Origin of the sequence: Clostridium sp. chh4-2 (genome assembly GCF_002899675.1) — a bacterium.
Lineage (GTDB): Bacteria > Bacillota > Clostridia > Lachnospirales > Lachnospiraceae > CHH4-2.
Window position 1 is genome coordinate 39,950 of the sequence record NZ_PKUU01000015.1, and the last position, 22,602, is coordinate 62,551.

Below are 22,602 nucleotides of genomic sequence, written 5' to 3' on the forward strand. Positions count from 1 at the left end.
ACAGACAGGCTGATTGGCCTGGCATTGGAACAGAGAAACTTGAATGTATATAATGAAATAGACAATTAAGACAATTAAAATTACGATTAAAATTCCTGGAAATAACTAATCCTTTGATTGCCTATTTGCTGTAATCTTGGTAAAATAAAATTAGAAAGACCAGTCGATCCCTCAACCGCAAAGGAGGATATATTTATGAGTAAACTAATCAACTCAGCCAATGAATTTATCAAACAGTGCCAGTGGACGGATATCGCTCTTTTGAAGTTCTGCTTGTGTGCTTTAGGTATCATGATCGGATTGGGTGTTTCAAAAAACAAGAAGAAACCGGTGTTCATCACAGCATTTGCTGTTTTTATCATCACCTATATTCCATTAATGGCGAAGTATCTTCTTGTTGTTAAACGTTATTTTACTGACTGTATGGAGGACTCGTTATGAACCCAATGATACTACTTCAATTTCAAGGAGCTTGGGAACGCTTTAAGAATCAGCATCCCAAGTTCCCATTATTTATGAAAGCCGTTTCAAACAATGCTCTAATGGAAAACAGCGTGATCGAGATCACGGTTACCACCCCTGAGGGCAAATCATTTCAGTCGAATTTAAAGCTGTCTGCCGATGATCTTGAAATGTTTGAGCAGCTGAAACAATTATTAGGAAAATAAATCAGAAAATATTAGGAAAACGGATGGAACGCTTTAATTATGAACTACCTTGAAAAACACCCCATGATCATGATTGTGATCGGCATCATCGGAATCTCATTGTCGGCAATCTTTGTAAAATACTCTCAGGCCCCATCGGTGGTCACAGCAGCTTACCGCCTGCTTTGGACTGTACTGCTCATGTCGCCGGTGGTTCTGTTTAAGAAAAACAGGAGAGAGGAACTGTTCTCCACCAGTCCCAAAACCGTGGCTTTATGTGCGGTCAGCGGGATTTTTCTCGCTCTTCATTTTGCGATTTGGTTTGAATCCTTAAAGCATACATCCGTGGCCAGTTCCACCACAATCGTATGTACAGAGGTAATCTGGGTGGCGTTGGGATTCTGTCTTTTTATGAAAGGAAAGATATCAACCGCCGCAGTGATTGCCATACTCATTACCATTGCCGGAAGCATTTTAATCGCTTTATCCGACTCGACATCCGGCGGCGGACATCTGTATGGGGACGTTCTGGCATTTGCGGCCGCGGTTTCGGTGGCTGTCTATACATTGATTGGCCGGGCGGCACGGACGACTACTTCGACCACCATATACACTTATATTGTATACATATTCTCAGCCATTACGCTGGTTTTAATCGCCGCGGCGCAGAGAATGCCGCTGACCGGGTATGGGAGCAGCGGAATTATTGTTGGTCTTTTGCTCAGTATATTTTCTACAATCCTTGGACACAGCATTTTCAGCTGGTGTTTAAAATTCCTGTCACCGGCCTTTGTTTCCGCCTCCAAACTGTGTGAGCCCGTGGTGGCCGCTCTGTTTGCAGCCGTTTTGTTTAACGAATTTCCAAAACCGCTTCAGATATTGGGCGGGGCTGTGATCATCGGAGGTGTTATCTACTATTCGAGAATAGAATCCCGGTAAAAAGCTCTTTTTCATAAACGGTAAGATACATAAAAAGGGACGCCAGCTTCTTCCCGGCGTCCCTTTTTCTAGCAAATCACAACTTAATCAATTATTCTTTTCTTTCCCATTCCAAATGCCGTTTTTGTCCACATACCAGCCGTCGATCCATGCATCTGCGAGCATAACCCCTCTTCTTCCGTCAGAAACAGGATTAAAGTAATACCATTTTCCGTTTATCTGCTGCCAGCCGGTTTTCATTCCGCTGTTAATATCCACATAAAACCAGCCGTTATAATTTGCATCAAACAGGAAGCCTTCTTTCGCATACCCGTCCGCATCAAATGCAAACCACGCATTGTTGATCTGTTCCCACCGATAATATACCATCACATTACCTTCCTGATCTGTTTCTTTGCGTCCCTGAGCCCAGGATGTTTCATTGGTATAATGCCAGCGCCATCCTATTTCGTCTCTAATCCATTGCCCTTTTGGTATAGGCACGTTATAATCACTGTCATCATCGGAAGAGTCTGTGTATTGGATTTTATTTTTAACTATATAATCCTCTACAGAAATCATTTTTTCACCGGTATAATTATCATGCAAAGCCGGAATATATTCCGCTTTCAATGTATAGGTGCCGGCTGAAGGATTTTTCCACACAGCGGATGCAGTTAATGTTCCCGCATTGACCGGGCTCTCTGCTATGACAGAATTATTCGCGCTGAACCGGATCTTCCCTGCCGGAATATCACCGTTTATCGTTCCGCTCACATTTGCCTGAAGAGCTATATCCTCTCCGGCTTTTCCTTCTGTAGGAGTTACATCCATTGACAGAGTTAAATGTTTCGGAAGAACTGTAATGGTTATGTCTTCTTTTGCTTCATCATATAACTCTCCATAGATGGCTGACGGTTTAAATGACATTCTGTATGTCTTCGTTACGCTGTCTTTGACCGTAGGCGCGACGGTGTCGTTATCCCATTTGAAATCTCCGTCAAGAGGATCGCCATTTTCATCAAATGCTTCCCCTCCTTTCACCTTTGCCTCTGCCAAACTTTCCCCATAAGTAAGTTCCACTTCCGGCCAATTAACACTTGGAGTTATGGCAGGGCCTATCTCCACATATTGGGCAGGACCGGTTTTTTCATCCGCTCCGATGGTATTGATATAAATCCATAAATTATAAACGGCATAATTTTCCAACCATACAGTGAAACACTTACCTCCCTTACGAATCATAATTCCCTCATCTAATTCAATTTCCTGTGGGAGTTCTGTATATTGGGGATCTTTACTATACTTTTTTTGGAGTTGAACTGCATGACAATGCTGCGCTGTTACCTCGTCTCTATCATTGCTGTCCATATTTTCAGTGGCTAAGGTAGATGCGGTCAGTATCCCTCCCTGTTCTGCCTGTATGGATGTTACTCCTGGTTTATCTCTAAAACCATTTGAAAGAATTGCAATACCTGTAGCCGAAGCATATCCGCCCTCATATAACTCATGGCCATCTGTAGTAGCAGAGGCCGTGATTACACCAGAATTTTTCAGGATTGAATCGCCGGAGGAATTCGAGATATTAATCCCATAACTGTATCCTTCCAATGCAGTCGTTGTCAAATCTCCCTGATTGTCAAGAATAACTTCTCCGTTTCCATTCACTTCAAATCCGATGCCATATTCCTGACTACCATTCTTTCCATAGTTTACAGCCTTTAAGTCCATATTTCCAATGTTTTGCATATAAATGTCATCCTTCGCCCGAACTGAAACGGCACACGAATAATTGGACCAAAAGTAGTAATCTTCTTCAACGCTTGTATCCGGAATATTACCACCATAGGCAGTGGATTCTATAAAAACCGAACCCTCCTCATCATTAGTCCATTGTTCTGCAATATTGTTTCCGTACAGTCCATAGACATCTCCATTTACCGCACTTGATGAAATGTCAAGCAGACCACGGTTTTTCATTCCTGCACCATTGATTAAAATTCCGCTGACCTTTGATCCATACCAGGTTTTAATCGCTGTATTATCCACAGAGATTTTAATATTCCCTTCATTTTCAAACGGTTCTCTTGCGGGAATCTTATTGGTTCCGCACTGCACTCCATACATATTTACATATATATTTTCGTCAGAGACACATTTTATATCAATCTCTAAATCCGCATTATTCTTAAAGCCGTCCGCAGAAAAAAATCCATTAATATCTCTACTGTAAAAATCACTATTATTCTCCATTACAATAGAAAGAAAATGTGAACTTGCATCACCTTTTTGAACCGTAATCCCACCGCCTGAATTTTTTACCGCTGAAAAAGAGCAATTTATATTATTTTCTACATGAATTGAATTTTCCCCATTCAGTATAATTGTAATTTCTTTGCGGTTAGCCAGTACTACAGCCTCGTCGCTGGGCGCCACGTCAATTTCTGTACTGATATTCACATTTGTCAATTCCAATTTTCCGCTTCCGGCATCCCAATAAATGCTATGATCGCCGTCCGTACCATAAACTACGGTTCCCTGGGCATCCACTTTTGCATATTTATTGACAGTATCCAATGTCAGCCCCGATATCATGATCTGGTCTGCTGAAGCAGCATAAAAATTGGCGCCTCCTAATTGAACCTTTACCTCAAGCGGCTTCGTACCGTCTTTCAATGAATACTCTTCCGGGATTACTGCTTCAAATATATATTCACCTTCATAGGCCCCTTCTTCCGGCAAATTATCACATTTCCACCCTTCTATATTTACCTCATCCGGCACCGTTTCTCCTCCATCGCGGACCTCAGCCTTTATTTTTTCCGGCAGCATAGAAGCTATAATGTCAAAATCCGCTTTATTTCTTTCATTAGCGCCGGGCAAAGCCAGAATACTGCCTGAAAGCATTTCCTGTTCATCGATCCATTCCCAGCCCGTAATTATCTTTCCTTTGGAATTAGGCAGCACCTCCACGGTTATCCTGGGGAGTTCTGCCGAAGCCAGCTCGTAGGTATCCCGGGCCAAAACGGCGTCAAATACATAGGTTCCCGGATTTTCACCGTCATACTCGTCACTTTCACTGAAATTTACATCGATTTCCCATTTGACGCGAATATTCTTCCATTGACCGTCTTTTCCATCGTATTCTGATTTTTCAGATGTGCTGGGCGTTGCCGTTGAAATGTGGGCGTTTTCTTCCTTATCCGCTTCTGACGGTGATGCCACGGATTCTTCAGCATCTGATGGAGTGGCGGTATCATCGCCAGTATTCGTTTCCGTCACAACAAAGCCTCTCAGCATATCCGGCAGTTTCAGATCCTTTTTCTTTGTGCCGTAAGGGACTTCCTGAAATAATACGTCATCCGGCAGCTCCTTAAACTCCTCGATCTGTTTTGCTTCGCTTTTTTCAGCGCCGTATGGAATTATAACGCCTGCATTGTTGAATACCAAAACTGCTCCCATCAGCAGAGCCAGCTTTCTGCTCCTGCCTTTCCCCCCGAACCATAGTAACTGTGAAAAAATGTGTTCTTTGCTTTTTCTCATACGTTCTCCTTTCCAGACACGAATATCATTATCTGTATTCAAGTATCCCGCCCGTATCTATGGTTCCAACATAACAAAAACCAGTGTACTCTTCAATACACTGGCATTATCTGTCGCTTTTTGGCACAATTTTGCAGTTTTAAATTAACTGTCACATTCTCTCATCGATACTGATTTCCCATACCGCTTCATGCAGCTGGATAAATAATTTTTATTCTTCAAATACTCCGTTTTCTAACCCTCTGAACGGATAATTTTTATCTCCCGGCTTTCTCTCCAAAAACTGCTCCTTCATCGCCTTGTTCACCGCCTCAATCTGCTCCAGAAATCCCTGAGCCGACAGCCGGTTTGCTCCCTGTCCCCATATAATCAGCTGTTCCAAAGCGTCGGATGTGGCAACGGTCACATGGTATTTCTTTCCGATCTGGTGGACGGTTTTCTCGATATACTGGTCGGCAGTCTCCGCCTCCTTGGTGTAAACCACGAAGATATTATGGTACGGCTGCACTTCGCCCGGATTTCCTTTGACTTTGTAAGCGTCGAATACGAGAATTACCGTACATTTTACATAGCCCTGGTAATTGCACAGGATGTCCATCAGACGGCCTCTGGCGCCTTCAATGTTATCTTTCGCAAGCTCTTTCAGCTCTTTCCAGGCAAAAATGATGTTATACCCGTCCACTAACAGATATTCTTCCCCGCTTTCCGGTCTGCTGGGTTTTGGCTGGTATTGGCGCACACGAGGCAGGCTCTCCGGACGGTTAAAATGATTCCGTTCCCTTTTGATCGGCCCATATGTGCGTTCAAATATTGCATCCAGCTCCTTTTGGTCCACCCATCCCGTTTCCATGGAACGGTAAACGGGCTCCTTTTCTTCTTCCTGTACGCTGCTGCCGCCTTCCAGATTCAGTCCGCTGTCCAAATGGGCATATTCCTCCACCTGATCCCAGCTGACCACAAATCCCGCTCCATGAGAGCAAAATACGGAGCCGGTAGGATTTTCCACATCTTTTTCCGAATCATATCCAATCGCCGCAATGACTTCCTCCGCATTATGACACGGTTCATATCCTTTCAGAGTACAGAACAGACGCCCTCTTCCTCTCGTATATGCAGTTACTTCCGTCTGATAATCCCGCATGGTAACTACTGGAGCGGAGCCTTTTAAAACCGTCATATCGCCCTCTGTCAGAGGATCTTGAAAAGTGCCGTACATCTTCTGAATATCGGTCATCGCACGCCCCACCATCTCTGTGGGAATTTCCAAAGTGAATTCATAGACCGGTTCCAGCAGCACATTTTTCGCCCGTTTTAATCCATGGCGGACGGCGCGGTATGTGGCCTGACGGAAATCTCCGCCTTCCGTATGCTTCTGATGAGCCCGCCCTGCAACCAGCGTGATCTTCATATCCGTAATCTCCGAACCGGTCAGAACCCCCGGATGAATCCGTTCTTCCAAGTGGGTCAGCACCAGCCTCTGCCAGTTCCGGTCCAGCATGTCTTCACTGCATGCGCTGTCGAACTGCAGGCCGCTGCCTTCTTCTCCCCGCTCCAGCAAAAGATGGACTTCCGCATAATGGCGCAAAGGCTCAAAATGCCCGATTCCTTCCACCGGCTCTTGTATGGTCTCTTTATACACAATACTTCCCGTTCCAAATTCCACGCTCACGCCGAACCGCTCTTCTATCAAGCTTTTCAGTATCTCAATCTGAACCTCTCCCATGACCTGTGCATGGATCTCATTCACCGCTTCCTTCCATACGATATGCAGCTCCGGCTCTTCTTCCTCCAACTGTCTCAATTTTCCCAGCATGCCGTGCACATCGCAGCCGTCAGGAAGCTTGATCTGGTAGGTCAGCACCGGTTCTAAAAGAGGAAGCTGCGCCGATTTCTCACATCCAAGTCCCTGTCCGCTGTAGGTTTTGCTAAGTCCCAAAACCGCACAGACAGTACCCGAGCAGGCCTCTTCTGCCGCCTGATACCCGGAGCCGGAATAGATGCGGATCTGATCCGCCTTTTCTTCCCACATCCGGCCGTTTTGATCCTGACCGCTTAAAAGCATTTTGACTTTCAGACGGCCGCCTGTGATTTTCAAGTACGTCAGGCGGCTGCCCTGGGCATCTCTGGCGATTTTAAAAACCCTGGCACCAAATTCTTCGGGATAATCGGGATAAAGGGTATATTCTTCCAATCCCCGTAAAAAGGAATCCACACCGGTCAGTTTCAGCGCCGAGCCGAAATAACATGGGAAAATATCCCGTTTGGCTATCCCATATGCGATCTCCTGTTTGTTCAGCGTTCCATTTTCCAGATAACGTTCCATCAATTCTTCTTCGCACATGGCCAGGTTTTCAAAAAATGTGTCCTGATCCTGGTTCTCATCAAAGTCCACGCAACGTTCGTCCAGACGTTTTTTCAGCTCATCTAACAGTATCCCGGCATCTGTCCCTTCCTGATCCATTTTATTCACAAATAAAAATACGGGGATTTCATACCGCTTCAGCAGCCTCCACAAGGTCTGCACATGCCCCTGCACGCCGTCCGCACCGCTGATTACAAGAACCGCATAGTCAAGAACCTGCAAAGTCCGCTCCATCTCCGCGGAAAAATCCACATGGCCCGGAGTATCCAAAAGCGTCACCGGTTTTTCTCCGCACATCACCTGGGCCTGTTTTGCAAAAATGGTGATTCCTCTGGAACGCTCCAGCTCATATGTGTCTAAAAAGGCATCTTTATGGTCTACGCGGCCCATTTTACGGATGGTTCCGCAAGTGTACAAAATGCTCTCGGCTAAAGTGGTTTTACCGGCATCCACGTGAGCCAATATTCCGATTACCAATCTATTGTTTAATTCTGACATCTAATCATCCCGTCCTGTTTTCAACTTTATCTTTTCTATTCATACAGACACAAGGTTCGAATCCTAAAAATAGGTCCTGTATATAAAGCGCAAACGCTCTGGAATTAGTATATCATGAAAGCAGCCATCCTCCTATATAAAAAATGCGTTTCAACCGTACTCCGATCAAAACGCATTTCCATAAGATAATTCTTAATTTCTTAGTTCAACTTCCAAATATCCCTATTATACTCCTCAATCGTCCTGTCCGAAGAGAAAAATCCCGCCTTACTGATATTCACAATCATCTTTTTAGCCCATTCCATCCGGTTCTCATAATCCCGGTAAGCCGTTTCCTTCTCATCACAATAAGCGGCAAAATCAGGAAATGTCATAAACCAGTCTTTTGTCAGCAGCTCGTGATAAAGATTTTCCAGGTTTTCCCTGCATCCCACAGCCATCATCTCGTCACCGATAATGAAGTCCACTGCTTCCTTAATCGCAGGATCTTTATCATAATAATCTTTCGGGCAGTAATTTTTTGCTTTGTATCGTTTAATAACTGTCTCGCTGGAATCGCCGAAGATATAGATATTGTCGTCTCCCACCAGCCGGTGAATCTCCACATTTGCTCCGTCGTCCGTACCAAGCGTAACTGCGCCGTTCAGCATGAATTTCATGTTTCCCGTGCCGCTGGCCTCTTTGGATGCCAGAGAGATCTGCTCTGAGATATCACAGGCCGGAATCAATTTCTCCGCCAGCGTAACATTATAATTGCTGACCATAACCACATTCAGATACGGGCTCACTTCCGGATCATTGTCGATGATCTGCTGTAAGCAGAGAATCATGTGGATAATGTCTTTGGCAATCGTATAAGCCGGAGCTGCCTTTGCCCCGAAAATTGCAGTAATCGGAGTTTTGGGTTTCTTACCTCCCTTGATCTCCAGATATTTGTGAACCAGATACAGCGCGTTCATCTGCTGTCTCTTATATTCATGAAGACGTTTAATCTGAATGTCGAAAATGGAAGCCGGATTGAGTTCCAGGTTCTGAGTATTTTTCAGATATCCGGCCAGTTCTGCCTTTTTGCCGTCTTTGATCTGAAGAAGTTTTTCCAGCAGCTCTTTATCTTCTTTAATCTCCTTACAATCCAGTTTTTCCAGTTCCATGGCGTCTTTCTTGTATCCGTCGCCGATCAGGGAAGTGATAAAGGAAGACAGTTCCGGATTGCAGTGGAGAAGCCATCTGCGGAATGTGATTCCGTTTGTTTTATTGTTGAATTTTTCAGGATAAATGGCATAGAAGTTATTCAACTCGGTTTCCTTCAGGATATCCGTATGAAGCGCCGCCACTCCATTAACGCTGAATCCGTAATGGATATCAATATGCGCCATATGCACCCGATCTTCCTTGTCTATAATGTATACGGACGGATCGTCAAATTTCCTGCGCACCTTATCATCCAGAACTTCCATAATCGGAATCAGCTGGGGAACCGTTTCTTTAAAATAATCCATCGGCCATGTCTCCAAAGCTTCAGCCAAAATGGTGTGATTCGTATAGGCGCATGTTTTGCTTACGATCTCAATGGCGTCATCCATCTCCATACCATGTTCGGTTGTCAAAAGCCTAATCAGTTCCGGTATAATCATGGTCGGATGCGTATCGTTGATCTGGATCACAGCATAATCCGGCAGATCATAAAGGTTCGATCCCTTTTCCTGCGCTTCTTTAAGGATCAGCCGGGCTCCGTTGCTCACCATGAAATACTGCTGGTAGATGCGGAGAACCTGGCCAGCTCTGTCGCTGTCATCCGGGTAGAGGAACAAGGTGAGATTCTTTTCAATCTCTGTTTTATCAAAGTCGATTCCCTCTTTTACTAAAGATTCATCCACGGTTTCCACATCAAAGAGATGAAGTTTATTGGTGCGGTTGTTATATCCGGTCACTTCAATATCGTACATTCTGGAAGTGAGGGTGAAATTTTTATATGGAATCTGGTACGTAACGTCTGTTTTCGTCAGCCAGGACGGATTTTCTATCCATGGATTCGGCTGTTCATCCTGTTTATTGTCCTTAAAATACTGTTTAAACAATCCGAAATGGTAGTTTAATCCCACGCCGTCCCCGTTCAGGCCAAGAGTTGCAATCGAATCCAAAAAGCAGGCGGCCAGACGGCCCAAACCGCCGTTGCCTAAAGATGGCTCAGGTTCCACCTCTTCCACAGCGCTCAGAGATTTTCCGTAGCCGGCCAGAAGTTCCTTTACTTCATCGTAAATGCCCAGATTTATCATGTTGTTGGAAAGCAGCTTTCCGATGAGAAATTCTGCGGAGACATAGTAAAGTTTTTTCTTTCCGGTATTTGCCTCCTTATTGCGCGCCATGTTCTGCACAATTGTGAGAAGCCCTGTATATAATTCTTCATTGGTACAGGATGCCGGTTCTTTGCCGCACGCGTCTCTTAACTGCTGTTCTAATTCATTTTTATTCATAATCTGATCTTCCTCTCTTTCCGAAATCTGTTTATTGGGCTGCAGGGCGGTTTTCCTATCAGGATTCAGGTGCCAAAAGGTCTTGCCGCTGCAAATTGTCTGACACCCGAATCCTGATAGGAATCTTCCACCCGGGTTATAGATTAATTATTGGTAATTGTTCAGTACCCTCACAATTACGAGCAAAAATCCATGCGAAATCGCCTATGGCGATGGGATTTTTGCCTGCTTTTCCAAGTTTTATTACGGTCAGCGCAGTAAATGCGCAGACCTACTGAACAATTACAAATATTGTACTTTTATCTGTATTCTAATATATTTATCTCAATATTTCTTGCATAATCATGTTTGATTATTGTACAATACTATCAAATCAAGAAAAGGAGCCGTATATATGAAAATCCCGGAACGCGAACATTGCCGTGACTACCATGAAGTAAAAGAACACGCCGGAAAGGAATTTCCCTTCAACATCTATCCCTGTTCCATACCTCTGGACTTCCCGCAGGTAGGGGTTCACTGGCATGAGGAATTGGAGATAATTGCGGTAAAAAAGGGCTGTGGGATTGTGACTGTGGACTCGGAGCCTTATGTGGTTTCAGAAGGGGAAGCGGTTGTGGTATTTCCGGGACAGCTCCATGGAATCAGCCAGAAGGACAGACAGGCCATGGAGTATGAAAATATCATTTTTCTCCCCGACATGCTGAATATGGGAACTCAGGATCTCTGCACCCTGGAATTTCTGTCGCCGCTTATGGAAGAAGCCGCCTGCTGCCCTCTTCATATCAAAAGAGACATAAAAGAATATGAGCGTTTTTTATCCTGCATCAGCCAATTGGACGATCTGGGCAGAGACCGGCCATACGGTTATCAGCTGGCCGTTAAAGGGACGTTGTTTCATTTTTTATATCTGGTATTTGCGGGAAATTATTGGAAGCCGTCTGAGAAGCCAAAGAAATCACGGGAAAAAATGAAGCAGCTTTTAGGATATATCGAAGACCATTATGGGGAAAAGATCACTATTGAAGACGCCGCGGCCTTATGCTACTACAGCAATTCTCATTTTATGAAATATTTTAAACAGTATATGGGAATGCCTTTTACGGAATATTTAAATGATTACCGGATGATTCAGGCCGGGCGAATGCTCTTGGCAACCGAAGAGCCGGTGACTCTGATCGCTCAGAAATGTGGGTTTGATAATATCTCTTATTTTAACCGCCTGTTCCGGCAGAAATATCATCTGGCTCCCGGGATGTACCGGAAGAGCAGCCGGTGAGGCGGGAAGGACGATAAATTACTCCATTGGAGAATCTTTATTGATGGTTCTTTATTGACGGATCGTTATCGCCGGATTGATCCGCTTTAATTCTCTAAACAGCTGATCCCGGTCGCATACGGAGCACATCATCTCCTGATGCCTTGTTTTAATGACGATACGGTCTAAGGATGCTGCGCTGGATGAGATCGGGTTATGGGTTCTGTACACTTCCGTGATTTCTTCGATCTTAACCGAATCTTTTCCAAATCCAAAGACGACGGTCAATGTGCCGTTTTCAATTATCACATAATTTCTGATAATAATCGGCAGAAATACCACATTGTAAATTATAAATCCGATGATTAATGCTGGTATATTGTCCCGGGAAAAGAAAAATTCGTATAACATCAAACTGTTTCCGCCTATAAATATCATCCAAAACCAGGCTGCTGTTTTGCCTTTTAATCTCATACCACACCTCGCTTATGCTTTCGTATCGGTTGACGGTTCTATATTTTATCTTTATACTTTATCATAAACAACGCACAAGTGAAAGGAGGGGATGAAAATAAAAAACCTGTATGAAGATCCCATGGATCGCTCCGCATTTACCCCTTATACGATAGACTGCGCCAATTGTCTGGGGTTATGCTGTGTAGCTCTTTATTTTTCAAAAGCCGAGGGCTTTCCCGATAATAAAAAACCGGGAGTTCCCTGCAGACATCTGCAGTCCGATTACAAATGCAATATCCATTCCCAGCTTTTTGGTCATGGTTTAAAGGGCTGTATGGCCTACGACTGCTTTGGGGCCGGTCAGCACGTCACCCGCCTGCTGTCCAAACGTCCCAATTGGAGCTCGATTCCTAAGGAGGAAGCCAATATTATCTTTAATTCATACCTGACCATTATGCAGATTCATCAGACTCTTTGGTATTTAACGTCCGCTTCTGCGCTTCGTTTAAAAAACGGAGAAAAGGAGCAGCTTCATCATCTGTGTGAAAAGGGACGGAAATTGGCTGATCAGCCTTTAGAACTTCTTCAAACCCTGGATATCGAACCATTTCGAAAAAGTTCCAATAATCTTTTAAAACAAATTTGTACGCGGATTGGAAATGAACTGAATCCTCATGGAAAGCCGGATTCAGTTAAGAATTATATGGGGAAGAATTTAAAACGGAAAAATCTCATAGGAAAAGACTTCACCTCGGCACTTTTAATTGCCGCAGATTTGGAAGGAGCCAGCCTGTTTGGGGCCAATTTCTTAGGGGCGGATATGAGGGACGCCAATATTAAAAATACGGATTTAAGCCAATGCCTGTTTCTTAGCCAAATCCAGATAAATGCGGCAAAAGGCAATGAACGCACCTTGCTGCCGCCTTATTTATCACGCCCTTCCTCGTGGAACTGTGCTTCCAAGTGACAGGGACGGAAACTTTTCATGCCGGCGGACCGGTCTGTGGGCTTAACGCCGTTCTTTTACCGACTCTCCCACAGACAGCTCTGCCGCAAATACTTTCTGACGGTTTTCGCACCGTCCGTCCATCAGATCAAACAGCAGTTCCACCGATTCCCGGGCCATCTGGTCGCATGGCTGTTTCATAGTAGTGAGTGCCGGGCAGTAATATTCTGCCATCTCAATTCCGTCGAAGCCAGCCACCGAAACGTCGTCCGGAACCATTTTTCCGGAATCGCGAAGGGCGCGGCAGATGCCGAAAGCCATCATGTCGGATATGGCAAAAATTGCTGTCGCTTCCTGTCCCGATTCCAGAAAACGCTTCGCGGCTTCATATCCGCCGGACAGGGAATAAGGGGGTTCATCCGGATTCTGATAGATCACCAGCTCCTCGCGGTATGGAATCTTGTGCTCCTTCAGTGCCTTTTTGTACCCGTCCAGTCTCATTTTTCCAACGGAAGCGTCCTCTTTCCTGGCGGCAGCCATAGCGATCCGGCGGTGACCTTGGCTGATTAAATAGGAAACCATCTCACAGGCCGCTTTTACATCGTCGATGGAAACGGAAGAATAGACGGTTTTATCGGTCTTTGGAGACAGGCTGAACGCGCACATGACAAACGGGGCCTTTATCTGGCGCAGTTTGTCCTCCTCGTGCTCCGGCATACCGCCTAAGAAAATCAATCCGCAGGGCTTTTTCTCCTTTTCCAGCCTGAGAGCCGCCGTCACCTCGTCCTCTTCCTCATCCACATGATGAATCAGAATGCTGTATCTGCGCCTCACAATCATATCCTCAAAAATCTTCACCATTCTGTTGAAAAATGGATTTGTTATCCCCTTCATCAAAACTGCAATGGTTTTCGACTCCACACGTTTTAAATTCCTGGCGCTGTTGTTAGGTATATAACCGCACTCAGCAATCACGCGCATAATCTTTTCTTTTGTTTCCCCATTGATATCCGGATGATTGTTGATCGCCCGGGATACGGTGCTGACCCCTACCCCGCACAGCCTTGCCACGTCTTTAATCGTCACCTGCTCCATTTGGATTCACCTCCAACTCTCTTTCACGGTATAATTTCCATTGGTTTTCAAAGAAATAATCTACATCAGGCAAAGGACGGACCGGTCTCCACTTGGCACGGCACACGTCTTCGTTGAGCACGACTTCCTGGATGATACCGCCGTGGGCTTCCTGATCCAAACGGCATTTGTAAAGATCAGGAAAACTTGAAGCCGGTTTTCTGCCTCCCGCGTCTGTGTAGAGTGCTGAGCCCCTGCTGCCCGCTCCGCTTTCCGCATAATCGAGCATAGCGTAGAGATAGACTTTTTGCGACAAAAGCATATCCCTAAGGCGGTAAAACATGGGAAGCTGGCGTACCTCCGGTTTTTGAACCGTTTCCAGGAAAGAAGCCAATCCGGCATCCGCGGCATCCAGCGCAGATTTTAAATTCTGCCTGCTGCGGATCATTCCGCCGGAGGCGCTCATGCGCTTGGATGCGGCGGCCCACATGGATTGAAGTGTGACGGTTCCGGAGGCCTGTTCCGGGGTTTTTATGAAGTCAAAGGCCTCTTTTCTCAGTTCCTCTTCCAGGTTCTGAGGACATGCTTTGCATTCTGTTTTATGCAGTTTTCTGAGGCGGACGCATTCGGCAGCTCTCAGAGCTCCCACCTGACCCGCATTGAGAGCGGTGCCGCCCGGCCGGGTTACACCGTGGCTTGCGCAGACCTCTCCCACTGCAAACAATCCACGGATATCCGTTTCCCAAAAAGCGTCCGCCGCGATTCCGCCGTTATTATGTTGTGCGCAGACAGCGATTTCCAGTTTATCCCGGTACAGATCCACGTTGTGATCCCGGTAGAAGGAGATTGCCGGTTCGTTCATCCGCTGAAGCCTTTCAATCGGCGTGCCGCAAAGCGCGCCTGCTTGTTTCAGATAATCATAGGCTTCCTGATTTAACTTATCAAACGGTATTTCCCGGTTCCCTGTATTTTGGGTGAAATCCAGATAGACCTTTCTTCCTTTCAGGATTGTCTCCTGATAGACTAAAAGGTCGATCACCGACGAACCGCCGTATATCTTATTCACATCGAAAGGCCACTGATAGCCTTTCAGAAAAATCATGGAAAGCATTTCTTCCGGGGATTCGAAATAGTCCAGAAGAAACTCCCGCTGGTCATTGCCGTCTGTATCTGTTGATATAAATCTCGGAAGCACCTGCATATACGTGCCGCTGACGTTCCAGCGGGGCTTTACGGAAGCCATTCCAAACTGCCATTCCGTCAGGTTTTTTCCTTTTGCGCCCGCTTCAAATGCCAGGCCGCTGGCTCCCAGCTGGGAAACAGGATAAACGCTGTCATGATACATCCCCGCCGGGCCGCCTGTGGCCAGTATCAGGTTTTTACACCAGATCAGAAGATAGGACGCCTCTTTTGTTTCCCGCTTATCCAGACAAAGCACTCCGTATAAAATCCCGTCCCTCACCAGCAGGCGGATTGCCTGCATCTGATCCAGAATCCGAATCTCGTTCTCTTTTACACTCTTTTCCAGGCATTCTGTCATCAGCCTGGATGTATACGGACCGGCACTGGTGGCCCGCCTTCCTCTGTCGTGATCCGTTTTGTAGCCCATGAACTCGTCATATTCTGTACATGGAAATGGAACGCCTAATTCCACAAGCCGTAAAAAGCTTCTTACAGACAGCGCCGCCTCACACAGGGCCAGATCGCCGTCCACACACTGTCCGGCAAACAGATCCTCCGCCATCGCCCGCACCGAATCCGGGTCCCGGCCTGCCAGTGACAGTTTGTAATAAGTCTGTTTGTCGGAGCCGGTGTTTCTGGACGTTCCCGCATTGATATTTTCGGCTATTACAGCCAGGTCTGTTTCCCCATATTGGTGCAGTCTCAGCGCCGCCTGTAATCCGGCCGCTCCGGTTCCTACCACCACATGTTCGATTCTCAGTTCGCGAATTTTCATGTTTCCTCCCATTTATGACGCTTCATGTATGAAGCTCCATTTATTACCGCCGCAGCTTCGGATTCTGCCGTTTACAGACGCTTGATATGAAATCCCCCGTCCACATCCACATAATTTCCGGTTGTATAAAGGACTTTATCGGAGCAGAACAGGCTGACCATATTGGCTACATCCTCCGGCTTACCCCAGCGGGCAATGGGAAATACTCCGTCTTCAATCATCTTATCGTATTTTTCCGTTACCACACTGGTCATATCTGTTGCGATTACTCCGGGGCGCACCTCATTTACCACAATTCCTTCCGAAGCCAGACGGTCCGCATACAGAGTGGTCATCATGGTTAACGCCGCCTTGGAAATGCAGTACTCCCCTCTGGAAGTGGAGGAAACCTCCGCCGAGCAGGAACCCACATTTACGATGTGGCCTTTATTTTCAAATACCTGTTCCTGACTGATCATCTGCTTCGCCGCCAGCTGGGTTAAAAACATAGTTCCTTTCGCATTGATCCCCATCACCCGGTCAAAGCTTTCCTGGGTCATTTCCAGAAGGTCTTTTCTCTCCTTGGGGGCAACGCCGGCATTGTTAACCAGAATATCGATCCTGCCGAAATGTTCCACAGTTTCCCGCACAAGCCGTTCCCTGCTCTCCTGATCATCTATGGAACCTCTCACATAATACCAGTCAATTCCCAGCGCGGTCAGGCCGTCCAGCGCTTCCTGGTATGTTTTTTGCTCTCCTGTAGCCATAATCACCACCTGACAGCCGTCTAATCCCAGCTGTTTTGCGATGGCATATCCGATCCCCCGGCTGCCGCCCGTAACAATTGCAGTCTTTTTCATGGCGCTACCTGTCCTCCATCCTGTTAATCTCAGCTTTTCTGAACATACTCGGCGATAAACCGGTATTTTTCTTAAACTGCTTTGAAAAATATGTAAAATCCGTATAGCCGCATTTCACAGCTATATCGGAAATGCTCTGGTCTGTTTCCATGAGAAGCGCTTTCGCATGGCTCATCCTGAGTGAAATCGTATAATCCATGGGGCTGCTTCCCGTCTCATCCTTAAATACATGGGCAATATAATTCTTATTGAGAAACAGCGCCGACGCCACGCTGTCCAGCGAGATGTCTTCCGTATAATGGTGTTCCAGATAATTCATCACCTTATAGGCGATCCCGGTGGATGAACTCATCTTCATCATCGACAGGGCGTTGGCACATTCTCTGAAAACGGTGATAAACATTTTTCTTAAATCGGCTCCGATACACATCTCCCAATAAAGGCGCTTTCCCAGATATTCCTTCTCCATCTCCCGAACCAGATCATAAATGTAATTCCAAACCGGTTCTTCCATGGTGAGCAGATGGGAAAAATCCGGGGGACGCCGGATGAAAATGGAGATGATCTCCGGATATTTCACCTCATTACGGAAAAAGGTAGGAGATATCTGGATAATATAGCGCTCGTAGGGATATTCCAGCACCTCAAGGGTATGCTCTTCCAACGTGTTCAGCACGATCATCCCGCCTTTGGACACTTCATATTTCTTTTCTCCCACCTGGTACAGGATTCTTCCGGAAAGAAGAAACAGCACCTGGTATGTATATTCATAGTGATGGCGAAGCTGATAATTGCAGGAACTGTACCTGTGCTCTATCCAGAAATCCTCCATAGCCTTTCCTCCGTAAAACATGATTTAGATTATTGTATCACAGATTTATCCTTTTCTTTACAACATGATGTTAAAAAATATGGTTGCCAACAGCACATTGGCCAGAATCGCAAACGGCTGGGCCGCTCCGTATCCGGTTGTCGGTTCCTCCGATCCTGTAGAACTGATCGCAGCCCCCAGCCCCGGCGCAGACGTACATCCGCCCGCAATGGCGCCGCTTAAAATGATCCAGTTCAAACCGAACAGCTTATGTCCGATCAAAAAGCTGATCAAAACAGCCACCGCCTCTACGATAATTGCGGAAACCGCAATGGCAAGACCGGAACCCATAAGAGATGTCACAACATCATACCCATAACGAAGCCCTACCACTGCCATGAAAAATGTCAGCCCCATCTGGTACATGGTGCCCAGCGACTTGGTATCCATTCTGAAATTCACAGGCCCGATCTGGCCGATATAGCTTAAAATAAGTGCCGCCAACAACACGCCTCCGGCCGCTCCCAGCGAAAAACTGCCGAAACGCCCTAACGGAATGGTAATGGTGCCCACAACAATGCCGATTACCGCAACTAAAGACATAACCATGAAGTTTAACGGCTGCTCTTTTCCATTCTTTAATGCCTCGCCGGATTCTCCGATCTCTTTCTGATATGCCTCTTTTTCCTTCTCCATATCAATCCTGAACAGCTTTGGCAAAATGGAGATCATCACCACAATTACCAGCACTCCCATGGGAAATGCCACCGTATAGCCCAGGCTGACCGCTGAAGACGCCTCTTCCTTATAGGCCGCAACCTGCTCTTCACCGAGAGACGGCGTATTCTCCTGAGTTAACGCTCCCGTCGGATCGATCTTTTTAAGCATCCGGTCCTTCTCTTCTGAGGACGCTTCCTCATAAAGCTTTGCATAATCAACGTTGCCCGCTGCGTCTAAAGCCGTTCCGTAACCCGGCGTAGTGGTCATAGCTCCTGCGTACATTCCAATCGTTTCAAACGGCGTAATGCTTCCATTAGAAGAAAGCACGGTTCCGTAAAGGACGCATGCGGTGATCATGGATACCACCGGAATGGATACTCCTATGATCACAAATTTCATTCCGTATTTCTTAAAAATGGTTCCAATGCTGTTTCCCACCTTCAAACCGATGGATACCAGAAACAGCAGAAGAAAAAAGGTAAAAAACGCCTGAGCCACCACTCCGGTGGAAAGGATTCTTTTGGCATTGGCATAGCCGATTGCGCCTTCCGAAGCGGTATGTGCCCATTTTGTAACGAAATAACCGATTATAATTCCGGTAAAAATGCCCCCGGAAACCCCAAGTGAAAAGCTTTTTATTTTTATTTTTCCAATCAGCAGCCCCGTCGCTATGGCCAGAAACATTAAGAAAAACTGGTTTGTAAATATGGTATTTATGAATTTCAACATCGTTATCCCCCTACTCTAATCAAATATGAAATATCTGTTCTGCATTACCGTAAAGAATCGCTTTTTTATCTTCTTCTCCTAAGTTAAGGCTGTCAATTGCCTTTAACGTCCGGTCAATATATCCGGGCCCTTCTTCCGGGTCAAACGGCATGTCGGAAGCGAACAGAATATGATCTTTTCCAAAGAAATCAATGCCGCAGCGGATGGCAGAGGCCGATCCGAAGGAAGCGGTATCCGCATAGAATTTTTTAAATGTATCGATCGGATCTCCCTTTAGCTTTGTCTTCGTCAATTGCGCTCTCAGTTCAGGGGCTGTCCTTCCCCCGTACATTTTAAGGCCGTTTTCGATCCTTCCCTCCAGCATGGGGATCATGGCTCCCACGTGGTGCGTCACAATTTTCAAATCAGGAAAGTCTTCAAAAATGCCGGAAAATGCCAGCCTGCACATGGCTGTCGTTGTCTGGTACGGCCAGCCGATCAAAAACCACAATTCATATTTCGAACATTCTTCTGTGGCATACTCCGGCGTTTTCTGCCCTCCTACCGGATGAAGCAGTACAGGAAGATCTAATTTTTCACAAATCTCATAAATCGGCCAGAATTTCTCCTGGTCAATCGCTTCCCCGTTCATATGCGTATAGATCTGAACCCCTTTTGCGCCCATATCCTTACACCTCTTAATCTCATCAACAGAAGCGGACACGTTGTTGAAAGGGATTCCTGCAATAAATCCATCATAATACTCCGGACATTTTTCTACAATTCTCTTTATCTCATCATTTCCCACAGCCGCAATCTTAGGGGACTTATCCGGCCCTGCAAACAGCTCCACAGGCGGAGAAACAATGTTGGGAATCTGCTTATATCCCGGAAACTGTTTCAGCACCTCCAGACGGTAGTCCATATCGGACATTGCCTGCATTTCTAAAGCTCTCACGAACATATGCGATTTGTTCGGAGATTCGTCCATAGCCATTTTTGCATAGTTCTGCGGCATCAGATGACAGAATACATCGATTGATTTCATATTGATACTCCTTCTCCTTCATTCTTGTAAAACCGGGCCCAATGATATCGCCAGTCTCACTTTCTGATTTGATAATATCATTTCTCCTAATGCCTTATCCTGTACAATCCTGCTGAAAACATGGAATATCTTGTTATATTATACCGTTATTTCTATCTCAGCAACGAATAATTATGCATAATTCATAAATTGTCATTTGGATTTTTGTCAATTCTAATTAATTCAAAGTAATAAAAAAATAACCCAATTACCCTCCAAAGAAAGTAATCAGATTATTCACATTAATAAAACTCTTTTCATCTTTTCCTACGCCAGCCAAAACCAGCCCGCCCCAGGGAACCGTGGAGAAACGGCGGCAGCCGGAGGCCGGATCAAGGCCGGGGAACGATGGGAGGGATCAGGTTCGTTTGCAGGAGTTGTAGATTTACTTAGGCGGTGGGATTTTGCGTTGCACGGTCCAAATAAAATTGTTTGAGCGGCTTCACCGCGAGTTTTTTATTTGGACCGTGCGCTTTTAGCAAAATTCCAGCGTCTTAGTAAATCTTAACTCCGAAACCCGTAACCTGATCCCTCCCATCGTTCCCCGGCCTTGATCCGGCCTCTGGCTGCCGCCGTTTCTTCACGGTTCCCTGGGGCGGGCGTACTTTTATCCCTTAACAGCCCCCGCCACAACGCCTTCAATAATATATTTCTGGCAGAACAGATAAAATATAATAATCGGGATAATCGCCAGCACCAAAAGCGCCATCAACGATCCATAATCCTTGGACCCGTAAGACCCCATCAGATACTGCACAACCACCGGAATGGTCTTATACGGAGTGGAAACGCCGATTACAAGATAAGGAAGCAGATAGTCATTCCAGATCCACATCGCGTTCAGGATCGCCACCGTAATGGCCGTAGGTTTTAAAATCGGCATAACAATCTTAAAAAATGTTTCCAGCGGATTGCAGCCGTCGATCATGGCCGCCTCTTCGATCTCATAAGGAATCGCTTTCACAAAACCGCAGAACATGAACACCGAAAGCCCGGCCCCAAATCCCAGATACAGCACCACCATACCCAGCGGATTATTGAGCCGCATCATATCCGCCAGTTTGGACATGGTGAACATGATCATCTGAAACGGTACAACCATGGAGAATACAAACATATAATAAAGGGCGCTGGTCACCTTTGACTTCACCCTGGTGATATACCAGGCCGTCATGGAGGTGAACAAGATAATCACTCCCACCGAACACACAGTGATAAATGAAGACCAGCCAAAAGCCGCAAAGAACCCCGTTTTTCTGATTCCTTCCGTGTAATTTTCCATTCCAACGAACAAATCGCCGGACGGCCATGCAAAGGGACTGTCGCTGATGTACAGTTTTCCCTTAAAGGAGTTCATCAGAATAAAGAAAATAGGTACCAAAAAGATTACAACAAGCGCACACAGTATGACAAATAGAAATGGGTGCTCCATTTTTCGTGTTCTTGTACTCATCAGCTCTCAACCTCCTTCTTTCTGGTAAATGCCAGCTGCGTCATGGCAATTCCGGCCACAATTATGAAGAATACCACCGCCTTGGCCTGGCCTACTCCTTCAAATCCGACTTTGCCGTAAAATGTATTAAAGATATCCAGTGCCAGCATGGCCGTCTTATTGGAAGGCCCGCCGCCTGTTAAAGCAAGGTTCTGGTCAAACATCTTAAAAGAATTGGCAATACTTAAAAACAGGCAGATGGTAATGGACGGCATGACCATGGGAATCGTCACTCTTGTAAGCGTCTGCAGCTTCCCGGCCCCGTCTATCCTGGCCGCTTCCAAGATGTCTGTGGATACATTTTGAAGCCCGGCGATGTAGATGATCATGATATAACCGATCAGCTGCCAGTTCATCAGAATAATCATCCCCCAATAGCCGTAGCTTGGGTCCATCAGCATGGTGACGCCGATCTGGGAAAGCACGCCGTTAATCATGGACTGCCAGATATACCCCAGCACGATGCCGCCGATCAGGTTTGGCATAAAAAACACGGTTCTGAATATATTGGTTCCTTTGATCTTCTGCGTCAGCATCAGCGCCAGAATGAACCCGCATACATTGATGGTAATAACCGCAACTGCCGCAAATTTAACAGTAAACCACAGGGCATTTAAAAAATCCTGGTTGGTAAACGCTTTAATATAGTTGGAAAAACCTACAAACGTGGCATTTGTGACCGTTGTAAAATCACAAAATGACAGATACAGCCCCATAACAAACGGTATAACAAACGCGATGAAAAATGCAATCAGTGTGGGCAGTACAAAAATTGCGAAATAGCGTTTCATAGTTTTACCCATAATTGTGCC

17 protein-coding genes are annotated in these 22,602 nt (G+C 45.9%); 5 read left to right on the plus strand and 12 right to left on the minus strand.

Annotated features, from left to right (window positions below; genetic code table 11):
• Window positions 1–195: 195 nt before the first annotated feature.
• Genes C0033_RS16010 through C0033_RS16020 form a run of 3 tightly spaced genes read left to right on the plus strand, consistent with a single transcriptional unit; the run spans window position 196 to window position 1,586 of the window.
• Window positions 196–441: a permease of phosphate ABC transporter gene (locus tag C0033_RS16010; RefSeq protein WP_103228897.1), complete on the plus strand. Its 246-nt coding sequence runs from the start codon at window positions 196–198 to the stop codon at window positions 439–441.
• Complete coding sequence (locus C0033_RS16015; protein ID WP_103228898.1) at window positions 438–668, plus strand: hypothetical protein; 231 nt, start codon at window positions 438–440, stop codon at window positions 666–668. The genes C0033_RS16010 and C0033_RS16015 overlap by 4 nt, the downstream gene beginning before the upstream one ends.
• Before the next feature lie 39 nt (window positions 669–707).
• On the plus strand, window positions 708–1,586 hold the full coding sequence (locus C0033_RS16020) for a DMT family transporter (RefSeq protein WP_103228899.1): 879 nt from the start codon (window positions 708–710) through the stop codon (window positions 1,584–1,586).
• A gap of 87 nt (window positions 1,587–1,673) precedes the next feature.
• On the opposite strand, the gene C0033_RS27470 is transcribed toward C0033_RS16020, so the two are convergent.
• The 3 genes from C0033_RS27470 to C0033_RS16035 form a co-directional block, all read right to left on the minus strand.
• Entirely contained in the window at window positions 1,674–5,108 is a 3,435-nt protein-coding gene (locus C0033_RS27470; protein ID WP_242984521.1) for an Ig-like domain-containing protein, read from the minus strand.
• 211 nt (window positions 5,109–5,319) lie between these two features.
• The gene (locus C0033_RS16030; protein ID WP_103228900.1) at window positions 5,320–7,968 is read right to left on the minus strand and encodes a TetM/TetW/TetO/TetS family tetracycline resistance ribosomal protection protein; all 2,649 of its coding nucleotides are present in this window, start codon (window positions 7,966–7,968) and stop codon (window positions 5,320–5,322) included.
• 200 nt (window positions 7,969–8,168) lie between these two features.
• Window positions 8,169–10,442 carry a glycogen/starch/alpha-glucan phosphorylase gene (locus C0033_RS16035; protein WP_103228901.1) on the minus strand — a complete coding sequence of 758 codons (2,274 nt, stop codon included), beginning with the start codon at window positions 10,440–10,442 and terminating at the stop codon, window positions 8,169–8,171.
• A gap of 394 nt (window positions 10,443–10,836) precedes the next feature.
• On the opposite strand from C0033_RS16035, the gene C0033_RS16040 reads away from it, so the two are divergent.
• Window positions 10,837–11,721 carry an AraC family transcriptional regulator gene (locus tag C0033_RS16040; protein ID WP_103228902.1) on the plus strand — a complete coding sequence of 295 codons (885 nt, stop codon included), beginning with the start codon at window positions 10,837–10,839 and terminating at the stop codon, window positions 11,719–11,721.
• Window positions 11,722–11,772: 51 nt separating this feature from the next.
• Here C0033_RS16040 and C0033_RS16045 read toward each other — a convergent pair whose 3' ends face one another.
• Window positions 11,773–12,174, minus strand: a complete 402-nt coding sequence (locus tag C0033_RS16045) for a PH domain-containing protein (RefSeq protein ID WP_103228903.1) — start codon at window positions 12,172–12,174, stop codon at window positions 11,773–11,775.
• A 91-nt stretch (window positions 12,175–12,265) separates the two neighbouring features.
• Between C0033_RS16045 and C0033_RS16050 the strand changes: the two genes are divergently transcribed.
• Window positions 12,266–13,123 carry a pentapeptide repeat-containing protein gene (locus tag C0033_RS16050; RefSeq protein WP_103228904.1) on the plus strand — a complete coding sequence of 286 codons (858 nt, stop codon included), beginning with the start codon at window positions 12,266–12,268 and terminating at the stop codon, window positions 13,121–13,123.
• Between the two features lie 42 nt (window positions 13,124–13,165).
• Here C0033_RS16050 and C0033_RS16055 read toward each other — a convergent pair whose 3' ends face one another.
• From C0033_RS16055 to C0033_RS16090, 8 genes are all read right to left on the minus strand, one after another.
• Window positions 13,166–14,197 carry a LacI family DNA-binding transcriptional regulator gene (locus tag C0033_RS16055; protein WP_103228905.1) on the minus strand — a complete coding sequence of 344 codons (1,032 nt, stop codon included), beginning with the start codon at window positions 14,195–14,197 and terminating at the stop codon, window positions 13,166–13,168.
• Window positions 14,178–16,133, minus strand: coding sequence for an FAD-binding protein (locus C0033_RS16060; protein WP_103228987.1), 1,956 nt, complete (start codon window positions 16,131–16,133; stop codon window positions 14,178–14,180). Before C0033_RS16060 ends, C0033_RS16055 begins: the two co-directional genes overlap by 20 nt.
• A gap of 71 nt (window positions 16,134–16,204) precedes the next feature.
• The gene (locus C0033_RS16065; protein ID WP_103228906.1) at window positions 16,205–16,972 is read right to left on the minus strand and encodes a 3-ketoacyl-ACP reductase; all 768 of its coding nucleotides are present in this window, start codon (window positions 16,970–16,972) and stop codon (window positions 16,205–16,207) included.
• A 4-nt stretch (window positions 16,973–16,976) separates the two neighbouring features.
• Window positions 16,977–17,804 carry a helix-turn-helix domain-containing protein gene (locus C0033_RS16070; protein WP_180994770.1) on the minus strand — a complete coding sequence of 276 codons (828 nt, stop codon included), beginning with the start codon at window positions 17,802–17,804 and terminating at the stop codon, window positions 16,977–16,979.
• 57 nt (window positions 17,805–17,861) lie between these two features.
• Complete coding sequence (locus C0033_RS16075) at window positions 17,862–19,232, minus strand: hypothetical protein (protein WP_103228908.1); 1,371 nt, start codon at window positions 19,230–19,232, stop codon at window positions 17,862–17,864.
• 19 nt (window positions 19,233–19,251) lie between these two features.
• Complete coding sequence (locus tag C0033_RS16080; protein WP_103228909.1) at window positions 19,252–20,259, minus strand: amidohydrolase family protein; 1,008 nt, start codon at window positions 20,257–20,259, stop codon at window positions 19,252–19,254.
• 646 nt (window positions 20,260–20,905) lie between these two features.
• Window positions 20,906–21,751 (minus strand): carbohydrate ABC transporter permease, encoded by an 846-nt coding sequence (locus tag C0033_RS16085; RefSeq protein ID WP_207656876.1) that lies wholly within the window; start codon window positions 21,749–21,751, stop codon window positions 20,906–20,908.
• Window positions 21,751–22,593 carry a sugar ABC transporter permease gene (locus C0033_RS16090; protein ID WP_103228910.1) on the minus strand — a complete coding sequence of 281 codons (843 nt, stop codon included), beginning with the start codon at window positions 22,591–22,593 and terminating at the stop codon, window positions 21,751–21,753. The genes C0033_RS16085 and C0033_RS16090 overlap by 1 nt, the downstream gene beginning before the upstream one ends.
• Window positions 22,594–22,602 lie beyond the last annotated feature (9 nt).

Bases quoted from the DNA above. Each gene is read 5' to 3' on its own strand.
- C0033_RS16050 (WP_103228904.1), top strand. From the start codon at position 12,266: ATGAAAATAAAAAACCTGTATGAAGATCCCATGGATCGCTCCGCATTT.
- C0033_RS16060 (WP_103228987.1), bottom strand. From the start codon at position 16,133: ATGAAAATTCGCGAACTGAGAATCGAACATGTGGTGGTAGGAACCGGA.
- C0033_RS16055 (WP_103228905.1), bottom strand. From the start codon at position 14,197: ATGGAGCAGGTGACGATTAAAGACGTGGCAAGGCTGTGCGGGGTAGGG.
- C0033_RS16090 (WP_103228910.1), bottom strand. From the start codon at position 22,593: ATGGGTAAAACTATGAAACGCTATTTCGCAATTTTTGTACTGCCCACA.
- C0033_RS16030 (WP_103228900.1), bottom strand. From the start codon at position 7,968: ATGTCAGAATTAAACAATAGATTGGTAATCGGAATATTGGCTCACGTG.
- C0033_RS16015 (WP_103228898.1), top strand. From the start codon at position 438: ATGAACCCAATGATACTACTTCAATTTCAAGGAGCTTGGGAACGCTTT.
- C0033_RS16010 (WP_103228897.1), top strand. From the start codon at position 196: ATGAGTAAACTAATCAACTCAGCCAATGAATTTATCAAACAGTGCCAG.
- C0033_RS16075 (WP_103228908.1), bottom strand. From the start codon at position 19,232: ATGTTGAAATTCATAAATACCATATTTACAAACCAGTTTTTCTTAATG.
- C0033_RS16080 (WP_103228909.1), bottom strand. From the start codon at position 20,259: ATGAAATCAATCGATGTATTCTGTCATCTGATGCCGCAGAACTATGCA.
- C0033_RS16035 (WP_103228901.1), bottom strand. From the start codon at position 10,442: ATGAATAAAAATGAATTAGAACAGCAGTTAAGAGACGCGTGCGGCAAA.
- C0033_RS16085 (WP_207656876.1), bottom strand. From the start codon at position 21,751: ATGAGTACAAGAACACGAAAAATGGAGCACCCATTTCTATTTGTCATA.
- C0033_RS16040 (WP_103228902.1), top strand. From the start codon at position 10,837: ATGAAAATCCCGGAACGCGAACATTGCCGTGACTACCATGAAGTAAAA.
- C0033_RS27470 (WP_242984521.1), bottom strand. From the start codon at position 5,108: ATGAGAAAAAGCAAAGAACACATTTTTTCACAGTTACTATGGTTCGGG.
- C0033_RS16070 (WP_180994770.1), bottom strand. From the start codon at position 17,804: ATGGAGGATTTCTGGATAGAGCACAGGTACAGTTCCTGCAATTATCAG.
- C0033_RS16045 (WP_103228903.1), bottom strand. From the start codon at position 12,174: ATGAGATTAAAAGGCAAAACAGCAGCCTGGTTTTGGATGATATTTATA.
- C0033_RS16020 (WP_103228899.1), top strand. From the start codon at position 708: ATGAACTACCTTGAAAAACACCCCATGATCATGATTGTGATCGGCATC.
- C0033_RS16065 (WP_103228906.1), bottom strand. From the start codon at position 16,972: ATGAAAAAGACTGCAATTGTTACGGGCGGCAGCCGGGGGATCGGATAT.